Genomic DNA, 15,219 nt, shown 5'->3' with positions numbered 1-15,219 from the left:
CATGGTGCGAAGTGCCTCGTCAGGAGGTGCTGGAGGAAGCATCCACCGGGGCCCGGAGCGTCCTGGCCGCCAGGACCTCCTGGCTGCTGAGCACCTTGTCGATGTCCAGCAGCAGGACGAACTTCCTGCCCGTGCCCAACCTTCCCATGCCCAGCAGGTAGTCCACGGGGACGGGCGTGCCGAAGGAGGGCGGCGGCATCACCGCCGAGGGCTCCAGCTCCATCACCTGTCCGATGGCGTCCGCCAGCAGTCCCAGCACCACGCGCTCGCCGCCCAGCTTCACCTCCACCACCACGATGCAGCTCCACCGGCTGAGCGTGGACGGCGCCATGCCCAGCTTCACCGCCAGGTCCACCACCGGCACCACGCTGCCTCTCAGGTTGAACACGCCCCTCACCCAGGAGGGCGTCCCCGGCACGCGCGTCACCGTGTCGTACTCGATGATCTCCTTCACCTGCAGGATGCCGAGCGCGTACTCCTCTCCGGCGAGCATGAAGCTGAGGTACTGCGTGGAGGCGGCGGGCGTCTGTGTCTTCATCACGGTGGGCCTCTAGAAACGCTTGAACTCGCGGTCCTCGTCCGGGAGCGCGGAGGGAACGGGAACCCGGGTGGCCGGGGTCATGGAGCCCAGGCCCTCCGCCGCGGCCTTCAACCCACGCCCCGCGGAGGCAACCCGCCCACCCGGCCGCCCGGTGGAAGGAGGCGGGGACACCCGGCGCCAGGAGCGCTCGGTGTCCGCCTCGAGCTGGAAGAAGGACACCAGCTCGCGGAGCGCCTCCGCCTGCGAGGACACCTCCTCCGCCGTGGACGCCAGCTCCTCGGACGCCGACGCGTTGCGCTGCGTCACCGCTCCCACGTGCTGCATCGCCTTGCTCATCTGCGTCACGCCACTGGTCTGCTCCGCCGACGCCGCCACCACCTCCTGCACCAGGTCCGCCGTCTTGCGAATCGACGGCACCAGCGCCTCCAGCAACTGCCCCGAGCGCGTCGCCACCTGCACGCTACTCGTCGCCAGCCCGGAAATCTCCTTCGCCGCCGTCCGGCTCCTCTCCGCCAGCTTGCGCACCTCCGTGGCCACCACCGCGAAGCCCTTGCCGTGCTCTCCCGCCCTCGCCGCCTCGATGGCCGCGTTGAGCGCCAGCAGGTTCGTCTGGTAGGCGATCTCCTCGATGATGGAGATCTTCTCCGCGATGGAGCCCATGGCCTCCACCGTCTCCCGCACCGCCCGGCCCCCCTCCTCCGCGTCCCTGGCGCCCTGCACGGCCATCTGCTCCATCTGATGGCCGTGGCCGCGGTTCTGTCCGATGCTGGCCGTCATCTGCTCCAGGCTGGAGGTGGTCTCCTCCACGCTGCTGGCCTGCTCGCTGTTGCCCTGGGCCAGGTTCTGCGAGGAGGCCGAGAGCTGGGAGGAGGCCGAGGCCAGGGCGTTGGCGCCCTCGCGCACCTCGCCGATGACCTGGGAGAGCTTCTGCACCATGCGCTGCATGGAGGCCAGCAGCCGCCCCACCTCGTCCTCGCGCCGCACGTCGATGTGAACGGAGAGGTCTCCGCCGGCGATGCGGTCCGCCACCCCCACCGCGTCGCTCAGCGGCCGGGAGATGGAGCGGGACAGCATCACGCCGATGACCACGAAGAGGACGCCGGAGAGCACGCACATGAAGAACATCGAGCGCTTCATCTCCTCATGGGCGGCGTTGGCGCGCCCGGTGGCGTCCTTTCCGGCCTGGAGGTTGAGCGCCACCAGCTCATCCAGCTTCGCCGAGAGGGCGTCATAGGCCACCCGGGTGCGCTCCCTGGCGCCGAGGAGCCGCTCCGCGGTGTCCGTCCCCTGCTGGGCGAGGAGGACGAGCTTCTCGTGCTCCGCCCTGTAGTCCCGCAACCGCGCCCGGGCCTCCTCGAACAAGCGGCGATCCGTTTCCAGCACGATGGTCGGCGCGTACTGCTCGAAGTCGTGCCGGAGGGCCTCGTCCGCCTCGCGCATCCGCCGCTCCAGCCCGTCCTTCTGGGCGGCATCCGCCGAGGAGAGGAGCAGCAGCTCCGTGTTGCGGAGCGCGCCGAGGTGGGTGTTGGCATCCGAGATGAAACGGATGCCCGGCAACCAGCTCTGGGTCACCTCCTCGGACGCGAGGCGTATCTGCTCCAGCTGCTGGATGGCCACCGTCCCCAGCACGGCGGCGTTGACGCACAGCAGGAGGACGGCGACGAGCAGTTTGGAGGCGATCTTCAGGTTGTTGAACCAGGTCATGGCGACTCCGGAGAGCAGCGAGGTTCAGGCCACGGCGGCAGCGGGGACGGCCTTCAATGCTTGTTGCAGGAGCGCGGGCACGTCCAGGATGAGGGCCACCCGGCCATCGCCCAGCAGCGTGGAGCCGGCCAGCCCGGGCAGGCCCTGGCACGGCTTGCCCAGGGGTTTGATGACCGTCTGGCCCTGGCCGAGCAGCGTATCCACCGCGATGCCCGCCCGGCGCCGGCCATAGCCGATGACGACGATGCTCTCGCGCGGCGGCGGCTCGCCCCCGAGCGAGAAGTGCTCGCGCAGGCGCAGGTAGGGCAGCGGCTCGCCCCGCAGGTTGAAGACGCCGGTGCGGCCGGGGCGGCACTCGCCGGGCGGCAGCTCCACGCACTCCACCACGTGCTCCAGCGGAATCACGTACGTCTCCTCCCCCATCCCCACCGAGAAGCCCTCGATGATGGAGAGGGTGAGCGGCAGGCGCAGGCCGAAGGTGGTGCCCTTGCCGGGCGCGGTGTCCACGGTGATGGTGCCGCGCAGCTGCTCCACGTTGCGCTTCACCACGTCCATGCCCACGCCGCGTCCCGACAGCTCCGTGACGCGCTCGGCGGTGGAGAAGCCCGGCTCGAAGATGAGGCGGAAGAGCGCGTCGTCCTCCGGCGTCTCCTCCGGGCCCACCAGCCCGCGCTCGCGCGCCCGCGCCAGGATGCGCGCCCGGTCCAGCCCGGCTCCGTCGTCGGACACATGGATGATGATGTTGCCCGCCTCGTGGCAGGCGCGCAGCGCGAGCGTGCCGGTGGGCTCCTTGCCCTGCGCCTCGCGCACCTCGGGCGTCTCCATCCCGTGGTCCATCGCGTTGCGGATGAGGTGGGTGAGCGGATCCCGGATGAGCTCGGTGACGGTGGTGTCCACCTCCACCTCCTGGCCGCTCATCTCCAGCCGCACCCGCTTGCCGGTGGCCAGGCACAAGTCCCTCACCGTGCGCGTGAAGGGCTGGAAGGTGCGGCCGATGGGCACCATCCGCACCTTCATCACCAGCTCCTGCAGGTCCAGGTAGAGCGCATCCGCCTCGCGGTGCGCCTCCAGCAGTTGCTCGGGCGTGTAGCGGTGCGCCTGGGCCAGCAGGGTGGCGAGCCGCCCGCGCGCGATGGCGATCTCCCCGGTGAGATCCAACATCCGGTCCAGCCGGTCCAACCCCACGCGCAGCGTGCGCTCGCGGGCCGGGGACGGCTCGGCGGGCCCGGCGGACGCCCCGGGCCCGTGCCACTCCGCGCCCCCGGACGCCGGACCCTGGCCCATGGGCCGCGAGGCCGCCACCGTGGAGGCCAGCAGGCTGTGCACGTCACTGGCCGGCAGGCGCAGGTCCGGCTCGGTCACGGGCCGCAGGCCCACCCGCTCGCGCAGCGCGTCCACCGACTGCAGCAGCAGTGTCCCCAGCCCCGAGTGCAACACCAGCACCCCGGCCTCCAGCCGGGTGAGCAGCTCCTCCAGCGTGTGGGCCAGCTCCACCGCCGCCGTGTAGCCCATGACGGCGGTACCGCCCTTCAGGGTGTGGACGGTACGGAAGACCGCTCGCAAGGTCTCCGGTCCAGGAGACGCCTCCAGCGCCAACAGCTCCTGCTCCAGGCTGACGAGCTGCTCTTCCGTCTCGGTGAGGAAGACGGCGTGAACCTTCTCCAACTCGGGATTCATCTGCCCGCGTCAACAGCAATCCCCACGCCATTGTTCGGCGGATGACAACTCCCTGGAATTGCGTCCCGGGGCGCCCCCCTCGCGCGCTCTGTCCAGCCGCTGGATTCCAGATTCCAGAATCCAGACATGCCGCCCCGCTTCTCCCCTCGCCTCCACGCGGAGCAAGCGAGGGGAGGCCGCCCGCACCTCCCGCTGGAATCTGGATTCTAGACTTTGGACGACAGGCCCAGGCTCTTGAGCTTCTGGTACAGCGAGCTGCGGGGAATGCCGAGCCGCCTGGCCGCCCGCTCCACGTGTCCGCCCTCGGCGGCGAGCACGCGCTCGATGTGGCGGCGCTCCACCTCCCGCAGCGTCAGCTCCAACTCCGAGTCCTCGCACGCGGGCCCCCGGGGTTCCAGCGGCGAGGGAGAGAGCGCCCGCGCCATGGCGTGGTTGAAGCGCAGGTCATCCAGGCGCAGGGTGGGGGTGGAGGCGAGGAGCACGGCGCGCTCGAGCACGTTGCGCAGCTCGCGCAGGTTGCCGGGCCAGGGCCAGGCGCGCAGGGCGGCCTCGGCCTGGGGCGTGAGGTCCAACCCGGGGCGGCCCAGCTCGCGGGAGAGCCGCACGAGCAGCTCCCGGGCGATGACGGGGATGTCCTCGGGCCGCTCGCGCAGCGCGGGCAGGTGCAGCGGCAGGGTGCTGATGCGGAAGTAGAGGTCGCCGCGGAAGCGGTGCGTGCGCACGGCCTCGGCCAGGTCCTGGTGGGTGGCGGCGATGAGGCGCACGTCCACCGAGCGGTCCTCCACCTCGCCCAGCCGGCGGAAGCGCTTCTCCTCCAGCACCTTGAGGAGCTTGGGCTGCACCTGCAGGTCCATGTCACCCATCTCGTCGAGGAAGACGGTGCCGCGGTGCGCCACCTCCAGCAGGCCGTGCTTGCGGCTGACGGCGCTGGTGAAGGCGCCGCGCTCGTGGCCGAAGAGCTCCGTCTCGAGGAACTGCGGCAGCAGCCCGGCGCAGTTGAGCTGCACGAGGGGGCCGCCGCCCCGGGGGCCGTGCAGGTGCAGCCACTGGGCGAGCACGCCCTTGCCACTGCCCGTCTCGCCCTGGAGGAGCACGGGGCGGTCGCTGTCCAGCACGCGGCGGGCGGTGGCCTCCAGCTCGCGGATGAGGCGGCTGGTGCCCAGGAAGGGGTTGAGCTCCTCGGCCCGGCTGGCGGCCAGGGCCTCCTGCTGGCGGCGGGTGCGCTGGGTCTCCAGCAGCCGCTCCACCATCACCCACAGGGTGGGCAGGTCCACCGGCTTGGGAAGGAAGTGCTCCGCGCCCAGCTTGATGACCTGGATGGCCGTCTCGATGGAGACGTGCGCGGTGAGCACCAGCACGGGGATGGAGGGGTCCATCGCCCGCATCTCCGGGAGCAACTCCAACGCGGTGCCATCCGCCAGACGGTAGTCCAGCAGCACCAGGTCCGGCCGGTAGCCGCGGAAGAGCTCGCGCGCCTCATGGCACGTCCGCGCCTCCACCACTTCCAGGCCGTGTGCCTCGAAGAAGTGGCGGAGGCCGAAGCGGACCGCCGGCTCGTCATCGGCTACCAGGATGCGGCGCTGCACTCGGCTCCCCCTCGGCCGGGAGATATACCCGGACCCCGGCTCCACCCTCGGGTCCGTTGCCCACGGAGACCGGGCCGTGATGCTCCTGAACGATACATTGGACGATGGCCGCGGCCCGGTGTGTCGAAGGAATGAAGCGGCATGAATGGGTCGGGTCCGATGTATGAGGTGAAACCAACAGGAAAGGGCCCGGGTGCCATTCCACCGGGCCCCCTTTCAACGACCACGCGCCTTGCCCTCTTTCGAGCGGCAATGTCATGAAGGGGGCCATGTCCTTCTTGCAACAGGCGCTCATCTTCCTGGCGGCCGCGGTGGTGTCCGTTCCCATCTTCAAGCGGCTGGGGCTGGGCTCGGTGCTCGGCTACCTCGCGGCGGGCATGGTCATCGGGCCGTGGGGCGTGGGGCTCATCTCCGACGTGGAGAGCATCCTGCACTTCGCCGAGCTGGGCGTGGTGCTGTTCCTGTTCATCATCGGCCTGGAGCTGCAGCCCTCGCGCCTGTGGGAGCTGCGCAAGTCGGTGTTCGGCCTGGGCGGGGTGCAGGTGGTGGCCACGGGGGCGGTGCTGGCGGCGGTGGGCATGGCGCTCGGGCTGAAGCCGGCCACCGCGCTCATCGCCGGCCTGGGGCTGTCGCTGTCCTCCACCGCCTTCGCGCTGCAGCTGCTCGCGGAGAAGAACGAGCTGACCACGGAGCACGGGCGGGCCTCCTTCGGCATCCTCCTGTTCCAGGACCTGGCCGTCATCCCGCTGCTGGCGCTGCTGCCCTTCCTGGGCGAGCCGGTGGCGCAGTCGACGGAGCCCGGGTGGGTGTCGGCGCTCAAGGTGGTGGGGGTGCTGGCGGGCGTGGTGCTGGGAGGCCGCTACGTGCTGCGGCCGGTGTTCCGCTTCGTCGCCTCGCTGCACAGCCAGGAGCTCTTCACCGCCACGGCGCTGCTGCTGGTGGTGGGCACCGCGCTGCTGGTGAGCAAGGTGGGGCTGTCCATGGCGCTGGGCGCCTTCCTCGCCGGTGTGCTGCTGGCGGACTCCGAGTACCGCCACGAGCTGGAGGCGGACATCGAGCCCTTCAAGGGCCTGCTGCTGGGCCTCTTCTTCATCGCGGTGGGCATGTCGGTGAACATCGGCCTGCTGGCCAGCGGCCCGGTGCGCGTGGTGGCGCTGGTGCTCGGGCTGGTGCTGGCCAAGGCGCTGGTGCTCTACGCGCTGGGCCGGTGGGCCTTCAAGAGCAACGAGCCGTCGTTGAGCCTGGCGGTGGTCATCTCCCAGGGCGGCGAGTTCGCCTTCGTGCTCTTCGGGCTCGCGGTGGGCTTCCGGGTGATGGAGCGGGAGCTGGCGGACCTGCTCGTGGTGGTGGTGAGCCTCTCCATGGCCGTCACCCCGGTGCTCTTCCTCGTGTATGACCGCTTCGTCCGGCCGCGCTTCCACAAGAAGGAGCAGCGCGACTTCGACGTGGCGGCCGAGGAGGACCACCCCGTCATCATCGCGGGCTTCGGCCGCGTGGGGCAGGTGGTGGGCCGGCTGCTGCACGTCAAGCACATCGGCTTCACCGCCCTGGACGCCAGCCCCGAGCACATCGACTTCCTCAAGAAGTTCGGCAACACGAAAATCCATTACGGGGACGCCTCCCGGCTGGACTTGCTGCGGGCGGCGCGGGCGGACAAGGCCCGGGTGTTCGTGCTGGCCATCGACGACGTGGAGGCCTCGGTGCGCACGGCGGAGACGGTGATTCAGCACTTCCCGCACCTCACCATCTTCGCGCGGGCCCGCAACCGGCAGCACGCCTACCAGTTGATGAACCTGGGCATCCACCACGTCATGCGCGAGACGTACGCGGGCAGCCTGGAGATGACGGGCGGCATCCTCCAGGAGCTGGGCCTCACCTGGTCGGAGGCCAAGACGGCGATGGACCGCTTCCGCGAGCACGACGAGGCGCTGCTGCGCACCTCGTACATGCACCACAAGGACGTGAAGAAGCTCACCGAGCTGGCGAAGGCGGCGCGACAGGATTTGCAGGAGCTCTTCGAGAAGGACGAGCAGAAACAGAAGAAGTCGGCCTGAGCGGCCGGCTCACTCGTCCATCTGCTGGCCGAGGAGGAGGTGGACCTCGGCCAGCTCCGCGGGCTTGCAGAAGACGTAGACGTGGTCGCCGGGCAGCAGCTGGGTGGCGCCCTTGGCGGGCACCAGCTCCTTGCCGCGCAAGATGAGCGTCACCACGGCGGAGCCGGGAAGGGGCAGCTCGGCGATGGTGGCGCCCGCCACGGCCGAGGCGGGGTCCACGTAGAAGGGCACCACCTCGCCGTCGAGCTGGTACATGGACGTCAGCTCCAGCGCGGCCGGGGGCGGAGGCGGCGCGAGCGAGACGAGCCCCAGCCAGCGCGTGAGCCACGGCACGGTGGCGCCGGGGACGAGCGTGTTGACGACCACGATGAAGAACACCACGTTGAAGATGGAGAAGGCCCCCGGGGCCCGGGCCAGCACGGGGAAGGTGGCGAGGATGATGGGCACCGCGCCGCGCAGGCCCACCCAGCCCACGTAGACGGACTCCTTCAGGGGGAAGCGGAAGGGCAGCAGGCACAGCATCACCACGAGGGGCCGGGCGAGGAAGGCCAGCACCAGGCCCATGCCCGTCCCCACCCAGGCCACCTCCACGAGCCTGGTGGGGAAGGCGAGCAGGCCGAGCATGAGGAACATGCATACCTGGGCGAGCCACGCCATGGCGTCATGCACGCGCAACAGGCCACTGCGGTAGGGGAAGGACTGGTTGCCCATGACGACGGCGGCGACGTACACGGAGAGGAAGCCGCTGCCGTTGAAGAGCGTGGGCAGGCCGAAGGCGAGGAAGGCCAGCGCCAGGGTGAGCACGGGGTAGAGGCCACCGGCGGCCAGGTGCACGCGCGTGAGCAGGAGCCGGCCCGCGTAGCCGAAGCCCACGCCCAGGGCCGCGCCCACCCCCATCTGCACGGCGGCCTCCAGCAGGATGTGCCAGCCCAGGGGCTCGCCGCTCACGAGCGCCCCGGTGAGCGCCATGGTGAGGATGACGGCCATGGGGTCATTGAGGCCGGACTCCAGTTCCAGCGTCACGCCCACCCGGCGCTTGAGGTGCAGGCCACTGCCGCGCAGCACGGAGAAGACGGCCGCCGCGTCCGTGGAGGAGACGATGGCGCCGAGCAGCAGGGCCTGCTTCCACTCGAAGCCGAAGAGGTGCGCGGCCACACCGGTGACGGCCGCCGTGCCCATGACGCCCACGGTGGCCAGCAGCGCCGCGGGCTTGAGGCCCTGGCGCATCGCGGACAGCGGGGTGTTGAGGCCACCGTCGAAGAGGATGAGCACCAGCGCCACGGTGCCCAGCCGGAAGGTGAAGCCGTAGTTCTCGAAGGCGATGCCACCCAGGCCCTCGGAGCCGCCCAGCACGCCCAGGAGGATGAAGAGCAGGGCCACGGGGACGCCGAAACGTCCGGCGGCACGGCTGAAGAGCGCGCTCCCGCCCATCAGCACACCGAGCGCGGTGAGCAGGAAGGCCGTCGCCGTGGGCTCGTAGAGCTGCATTCCCGGACGCCTCTAGCATGGAGCCGGGCCAATGCACGGGGGCGGAAGCGCGCCCGCCCCCGGGAATGTGCACCGGCGTACGGCTCGAGCCGCTGGCGCGGGGGCTACGCCGGCGTCTCCAGGCGGGTGACGTAGGGCGCGGGCTCGAAGCGGTCGGTGGTGACGAAGCCCGCGGGCGCGGACAGCAGCTGGGGCAACCGGTTGAGCACCACGGCACACGTGAGCGCGGGCGTGGCCGGCTGGCGGATGGTCACCGTGGTGTCGGGCTCGCCCCGGAGCGTCCACTCGTTGAGGTCCACCTCGCCGGGTGCGTAGAGCTTGCCCACGCAGTGCGTCTCGATGACGGGGCCCTCGTGCGTCTCCGTCACCACCACCGCCTTCATGCCCGTGGCATGCCCGGCGGGAATCTCGAGGCCCATGCTCGGCGAGCGCAGGGAAGCGGTGTGGGTGGTGGGCAGCAATTGCTGGGACATGTCGCGAATGCGCCAGCCGAACCGGGCGCACAGCCACTCATTGGAATTCCAGACGTAGGAGGGCGCGCTGCTGGCGCCAATCTTCGTGGCGAAGGTGTCCAGGTCGAGCCCGACGCCATGCTTCTGGGCCACGGCGCTCCCGTAGTCATCGGCGTTGTACTGGGTCAGCCCCACGATGCGGTCGATGCGCTGGGTGGAGCCGGCCAGCACGGTGATGAGGTTGGCCCAGAACACGTCCTGGTAGCCCGAGCCGGTGAGGGTGCAGGCGTTGGCCTTGGCCAACTGGTCCAGCTCCTCGGTCAGCGCCTTCGAGGTGGTCCAGGGGTAGAACGCCTCCTCACCGATGGTGATGGCGTTGACGCCGTGACGGGCGGCCATGCGCAGGGCGTCCGCCATCTCGGCCATGGTGCTGCGCGTGCACAGGATGCACACGTCGGCGCGGGCCTCGCGCAAGACGGCCTCGGCCTTCTCGGGAGGGTGGATGCGGACGCCCAGGGGCCCGAGGCCCGCGACCTCACCCGCGTCCCGGTCCCGGCGTGCCGCGTTGTGGTCGATGGCCCCCACCAGCTCGCCGCCCTTCTCGCGCAGGGTGCGGATGAGGATCTGCCCCATCAGTCCACAACCCCACTGGATGATCCGGATCGGTCTCTTGCTCATGCATGTCCCCCATGAAGGTTCCGGGGGTGCATCTTGCGCCCACAGGGGAATGACCACTGAAGGAAAGGTGCCAACGCTTTGGACTGTGCACCGGCGCACTCCTTCGTGAGGCAGGGGCCCGTGAACCTGACCGCCCCTGCTCTCAACCCCTGCTGCCGCTGCTCTCCCACGCGATCAGCCCGCGGCTGCTCGCCGCAGTGGGCACCTGTAGGCGGGACTACACTTCTCCCGTAGGGCCGGGTGGGATGACTTCTTTCTATCGTAGGACTTTGAATCAAGCCTGCCAGCGCCAGGGGCACGGCTTCAGGGCCACGTCGGCCCTGCCCACGCCGAAGGCGTCCAGTTGCATCCGCCAGGCGCTCTGCCCCAGCTATCTCGGTGGGAGCGCCCAGGTGGTCCGTCACCACGGCGTAGCGCCCCGTGGAGTCCTCCTTCCATCAACGAGCTTCGAGCTTCAAGCGGAGGCCCGATTATTTGAGGCCTGCCCTGATTGAGCCGCCTTTGAAATCAGTACGAAAGCAGCTTCGCGATGTGCGGAATGTAGGCTGGATGTGCCGTTTTCCTGTCCTCAACCGTGGGGCCAAGGCATGGTGAGCATCGTCGGATCCGAACAGATGTGCTCGAGGATGAACGCCTTTTTCTCATCCAACCTTTCGAGGCCGATACCAGCCTGCTGGAAGACTGTGCGGATTCCACCCAGAAGATAATCCACGGCAACGCGACATCCTCCCGCCGACGCGACAATGATATCGAATGGAAGGAACACGGTGAATTCTACATCCTTGTCTCTCTTGAAGACGGTCGGCCCTTTTATCTGATTGTCCGATATTTGTGTGTCCGCACTGACACGAACCACGAGATTGAAGCCGGTGCCATACTTCTTTTCGAACTCGGCGGCGGCGTTGGCAGCAGACGACAACTCTTCTCCCAGCCAACGCTGCATTCGATGCGAAAAAGGAAAGCTCACACCGGGTTTTGTGTAGATTTGCCCGATTGAAATTCTCATGAAGGGAAGCTCCACAGGGTGTTGCTGAGTGCTTACGAAGGCGTCCGGTTCATGTGCCTTCAACCTTCTCCAAGTCCATCCCCTTCAGCTTCGCCCCTCGGAGGGCCTCGGCGGCACGAGCGCCGCAGACGAACACCGGAGCCCTCTCATCTCCGGACCCAAACTCCAAGTCCGTGCGTGCGAATGCCAGTTCGCCGATCGCCTCGCCATCCACCAAGAACGCTGGGGCCGCGCCAGCCACCGATTCGTACTGGCCGCATGCGTCACATTTCTTGACGAATCGCGTCCCGCGCCTGGCCGAGTCGAAGACCACGGTATGGGTCGCCCGCAGAGCGAAGTAGCCGCCGGTGAGCGGAGTGAACTCCAGACCCGTCAGACCGGTACGCTCATAGACATCGCGGAAGCGCTGCGACACGACAACGACACCATCGTAGCTGCTCGACACGTCGTACCGTAAACGCCGCGGGACAGATACGACGCTGAGGTTCTCTTTCCACTTGGCTACCAATAATCCGCAGGACGAACATCGCTTCACATCATTTCTATCTTTGAAGAAGCTCAGATCGTTGTCGTGCCCGCACATGGTGAAGAGTGGCATGGCAGATCCTGGAACTAGAGGTGGGGATGTCGGGCCATCCCATTGTTCTCACAGTAAGATATAGGAACATTCAACTGACTTCCGTTACACCATACGTCCGGGCGTCTCCTTTCGAGACTCGGGGCCCTGGTCGTCAGTGATACGGTGAGGGCATATTGTCCGCGTTGCTCGTGGCTCAGCGCCCGGTGGCGTCCTCCCTGGCCGGTGGGGCGAAGCCCTCCGGCTCAAGCTGTCAGGTGGGGACGTTTTTGGAGGAGGACTCCTCGTGCGGCAGTAGATGCCTGTTTCAAAAGTCTCGTTGCTTGCTGTATCGCTTCTTCCAGCCAATGAGATCGCCAGCAAGGCCATCACTCACATCTCGAAGCTGTGGTCCCTCGATCATCGATAAGGATACCGTCTCCTCTTGTTCAATGGTCCAGAGCAGGTGATGCAATGTCGTGTCGACGATCGCGGGTACCAAGGCATTCAAAACCGCCCGTTGCTCATCGCTCCAGCCAGCGAGTAGTTCATTTACTCTCGCGGCGGTGTTTCCCTTCAATTGTCCGGCAATGAGGCCATCCCATTGTTCTATGGATTCATCGCGAACACGCGTCATCAAAAGCTTTCCGAATACCTCGAGTGGTGGAACTGTCATCGGTTTTGTTTGCTTGAATCTTGCTGTTGCTCGTTCTTGGAGCGATTTCTAGAAAGGACTCTTGGGAAGGAGCGCAAAGCTGGAGCGCGGCGGGCCCTCACTGCTCGGCATAGGCGTCACCCAGAGGAGTGAAATCCGGGCGAAGCCAATACCAATGCTCCCCGCGTGCATCAAGGAGGTGACGCAAGAGCTCCGTGAAAGAGCGAGCAATGACAGGGCAGCTTCCCGGCACACCATGCCGATCCCAGAAGCTGTCATAACACTTGCCGAGCCTGGAGGAAGCCAGATCAATGCTGATGGCCTCCCCAGAGCTGCTTCGCCCGATGATGTACCAGGAATCGGTGATGTCATCAGGCGCTTCCTCGCCAATTATTTCCGGGTTGCTTCGAGCTACCCCGCCCGGCGCTACAATCTCTACTGAGTAGGGCGCCGACGACCAGAGGATGCATCCGCCGCACCGATTATAGAAGTGGAGCAGATCGCCGGGGACCTGATGGTCGGCGCGAGGGGTCGGAAGTCCGGCGGGGGGACGCACGACGCAATCATTTTTCTTTCGGATGGCTTCGACGAGTGCATCGATTTCAGGATGATCAGAGGCCATGGATATACCTATTGAATGCCTGGTAATACTCGGAGCGCGCTGCTGCGGGAACGCCAGCCGCATCAAACATTCTTTCACTCAGTGCTTGGGCCTCCCGTGGTGAAACACTGGACCAATCCACGGCTCCTCCCACGCGCTTTCCGGTCCGTTCGAATAGCCACTCCCTGTATACGGCTTTTGTGGCGTCGTGTTGTGTCTTCGTCAGGGCCATGGAAACGGAGTCGCTGGCTCTGGAGATATAGCCTGCAATGTTTTTGCTGGCCCATACATCCAGTACGCCATGGTGGTGCTCCAAGCCGGAGTTGGTGGGACGATACGGAACGATATCGAAGGGTTTTACTTTCTTTGCGGCATTATCACATTCACTCAGCCCCAAGGGGTCGGTGGCGGAGAGCGGATCCACGGGGTAGCCATAGAGGCGGGGCCCGGCGGCGAGCCCCAGTGGGTCCTGGCTGATGTAGCGCCCGGCGTAGGCGTCGTAGTAGCGGAAGCGGTTGTAGAGGAGGCCTGTCTCCTCGTCCTCGTACTGTCCCGGCCAGCGCCAGGGGCACGGCTTCAGGGCCACGTCGGCCTTGCCCACACCAAAGGCGTCCAGTTGCATCCGCCAGGCAAGCTGCCCCAGCTCGTCATACATCTCAGTGGGGGCACCCAGGTGGTCCGCCACCACGGCGTAGCGCCCCGTGGCGTCCTCCCTGGCCAGTGGGGCGAAGCTCTCCGGCTCGAACAGCCAGGTGGTGACGTCTTCGGAGGAGGCCACCTCGTGCAGGGGCACATCTCCGTCCCATAGGAAGCGCACCTCGCGCTTGGGTACTGGCCGATCCTCCGCTTCCGTGCCCAGCACCACCTTCCTCGTGCGCCGGGCCAGCGCGTCGTATTCCAGGTGCACGCGCAGGCCATCCGGCCGCTGCACTTCGGAGAGCAGGCCCGCTCCATTCCAGCCATAACGCCAGGTGCCCTCGGGCGTGTATTTCTCCGTCAGGTTGCCATCGGCGTCATGGGTGTAACGGGTGCCATCCGCTTCCCGCAGCCGTCCACCCGGGCCGTAGCGCCTGTCCTTCATCCCGGGGTGTCGGTAGAGGTTGCCCACCGCGTCCATGGCCCGGTGCTGGAGGCTGCCGTCGGGCAGTCTCTCCCCCACCAGCCGTCCCCAGGCGTCATGGACGTACTCGGTGTGGCCATGCGCCGCGTCCGACATGGCCGCCAGCTGTCCCTCGGGACGCCAGCGCCAGGTGCGTTGGGCCACCGTCCCACCGCCCACCAGGGTGCGCCGCTCCGTGGGGCGGCCCGCCTCGTCATGCTTCCAGGTGGCTACCACCCCGCCCGGCATCCACCGCGACACCTCCAGCCCGCCCGCGTCCCGCTCCATGCGGACCGCCCACTCCGGCCTGCCGGGTGAGCTGTACGTCACCCCCCTTACCGTCCCGAGTGCGTCCCGCAGCAGCTTCTGGTGCGCGCCCAGGCTGCTCTCCACCTCCATACGGTGGCCAGAAGGCGAGTAGCGCGACGTCACCTCCCCCTCCGCCTGTTTCTCGGCCACCACCCGTCCCAGGGAGTCCCTCGTCAGGGCCACCTTCCCCGACTCGTTCTCCGCCTCCACCAGCGCCCCATCCACCCGGTAGCGGAAGGCGCGGAAGGTGCCATCGCCGTACTCCACCCGTGTCAGCCGGCCGGCCTCGTCGTAGGCGAAGTGCCGTGTCCGTCCACTGGGCTGGATGGCTTGTCTCAGCCGCCCGGCCGCATCGTATTGGTAGTCCCACGCGGCCCCGTCGAAGCCCTCCTCGCGCACCACCCGCCCCAGCTCGTCCCGGGTGTAGCGGTACAGCTCGCCCACCTCGTTCTTCACCTCCACCAGCCGGCCCTCGGCGTCGTGGCGCCAGCTCAGGCGCGTGCCGGCCTCCTCGCGGTACGCGGGCCAGTGGAAGCCCGTGTAACCCAGGCTCACCCGGCGTAGCGGGCCTCTCTCCTCCAGGAGGTTGCCCTCCGCGTCGTAGTGGGTCTCCCACACCTCGTGGCCAGGCCCCTCCACCCGCACCGGCCTGTCCAGCAGGTCGTACCGCACCCGCTGCCCGCCACCGCGCGCGTCCCGCAGGGAAACCCTCCGGCCCCGCCGGTCGTACTCCAGGCGCACCTGCCCTCCCGTGGGCAGGCGGACGCGGGTGAGGTTGCACTGCGCGTCGTACCCGTACTCCGTCCGCTCTCC

The 15,219-nt window shown here is 67.9% G+C and carries 12 protein-coding genes; 1 reads left to right on the top strand and 11 read right to left on the bottom strand.

Annotation, left to right across the window (positions count from 1 at the left end):
• Positions 1-19: 19 nt before the first annotated feature.
• From VFZ09_RS03000 to VFZ09_RS02985, 4 genes are all read right to left on the bottom strand, one after another.
• Positions 20-538, bottom strand: a complete 519-nt coding sequence (locus tag VFZ09_RS03000) for a chemotaxis protein CheW (RefSeq protein ID WP_329726041.1) — start codon at positions 536-538, stop codon at positions 20-22.
• Positions 539-550: 12 nt separating this feature from the next.
• Positions 551-2,245: a methyl-accepting chemotaxis protein gene (locus tag VFZ09_RS02995; RefSeq protein ID WP_329725927.1), complete on the bottom strand. Its 1,695-nt coding sequence runs from the start codon at positions 2,243-2,245 to the stop codon at positions 551-553.
• A gap of 24 nt (positions 2,246-2,269) precedes the next feature.
• Positions 2,270-3,922, bottom strand: coding sequence for a chemotaxis protein CheA (locus VFZ09_RS02990; RefSeq protein ID WP_329725926.1), 1,653 nt, complete (start codon positions 3,920-3,922; stop codon positions 2,270-2,272).
• Between the two features lie 206 nt (positions 3,923-4,128).
• Positions 4,129-5,508, bottom strand: a complete 1,380-nt coding sequence (locus VFZ09_RS02985; protein WP_329725925.1) for a sigma-54 dependent transcriptional regulator — start codon at positions 5,506-5,508, stop codon at positions 4,129-4,131.
• A 269-nt stretch (positions 5,509-5,777) separates the two neighbouring features.
• On the opposite strand from VFZ09_RS02985, the gene kefC reads away from it, so the two are divergent.
• Positions 5,778-7,562 (top strand): glutathione-regulated potassium-efflux system protein KefC, encoded by a 1,785-nt coding sequence (kefC, locus tag VFZ09_RS02980; protein WP_329725924.1) that lies wholly within the window; start codon positions 5,778-5,780, stop codon positions 7,560-7,562.
• A 9-nt stretch (positions 7,563-7,571) separates the two neighbouring features.
• Here kefC and VFZ09_RS02975 read toward each other — a convergent pair whose 3' ends face one another.
• From VFZ09_RS02975 to VFZ09_RS02945, 7 genes are all read right to left on the bottom strand, one after another.
• Positions 7,572-9,050: a potassium/proton antiporter gene (locus VFZ09_RS02975; RefSeq protein ID WP_329725923.1), complete on the bottom strand. Its 1,479-nt coding sequence runs from the start codon at positions 9,048-9,050 to the stop codon at positions 7,572-7,574.
• A 104-nt stretch (positions 9,051-9,154) separates the two neighbouring features.
• Entirely contained in the window at positions 9,155-10,180 is a 1,026-nt protein-coding gene (locus VFZ09_RS02970) for a dihydrodipicolinate reductase (protein ID WP_329725922.1), read from the bottom strand.
• 568 nt (positions 10,181-10,748) lie between these two features.
• Positions 10,749-11,186: a hypothetical protein gene (locus tag VFZ09_RS02965; protein ID WP_329725921.1), complete on the bottom strand. Its 438-nt coding sequence runs from the start codon at positions 11,184-11,186 to the stop codon at positions 10,749-10,751.
• A gap of 49 nt (positions 11,187-11,235) precedes the next feature.
• On the bottom strand, positions 11,236-11,784 hold the full coding sequence (locus tag VFZ09_RS02960) for a hypothetical protein (protein ID WP_329725920.1): 549 nt from the start codon (positions 11,782-11,784) through the stop codon (positions 11,236-11,238).
• A 286-nt stretch (positions 11,785-12,070) separates the two neighbouring features.
• Positions 12,071-12,379, bottom strand: a complete 309-nt coding sequence (locus tag VFZ09_RS02955) for a hypothetical protein (RefSeq protein ID WP_329725919.1) — start codon at positions 12,377-12,379, stop codon at positions 12,071-12,073.
• A 136-nt stretch (positions 12,380-12,515) separates the two neighbouring features.
• Entirely contained in the window at positions 12,516-13,019 is a 504-nt protein-coding gene (locus tag VFZ09_RS02950) for an SMI1/KNR4 family protein (RefSeq protein ID WP_329725918.1), read from the bottom strand.
• Positions 13,009-15,219 (bottom strand): RHS repeat-associated core domain-containing protein (locus VFZ09_RS02945; RefSeq protein WP_329725917.1); only part of this gene is annotated, 2,211 nt, incomplete at its 5' end. The genes VFZ09_RS02950 and VFZ09_RS02945, both read right to left, overlap by 11 nt.

Origin of the sequence: Archangium sp. (genome assembly GCF_036277355.1) — a bacterium.
Taxonomy (GTDB): domain Bacteria; phylum Myxococcota; class Myxococcia; order Myxococcales; family Myxococcaceae; genus Archangium.
This window is presented reverse-complemented; position numbering and strand designations above follow the sequence as displayed.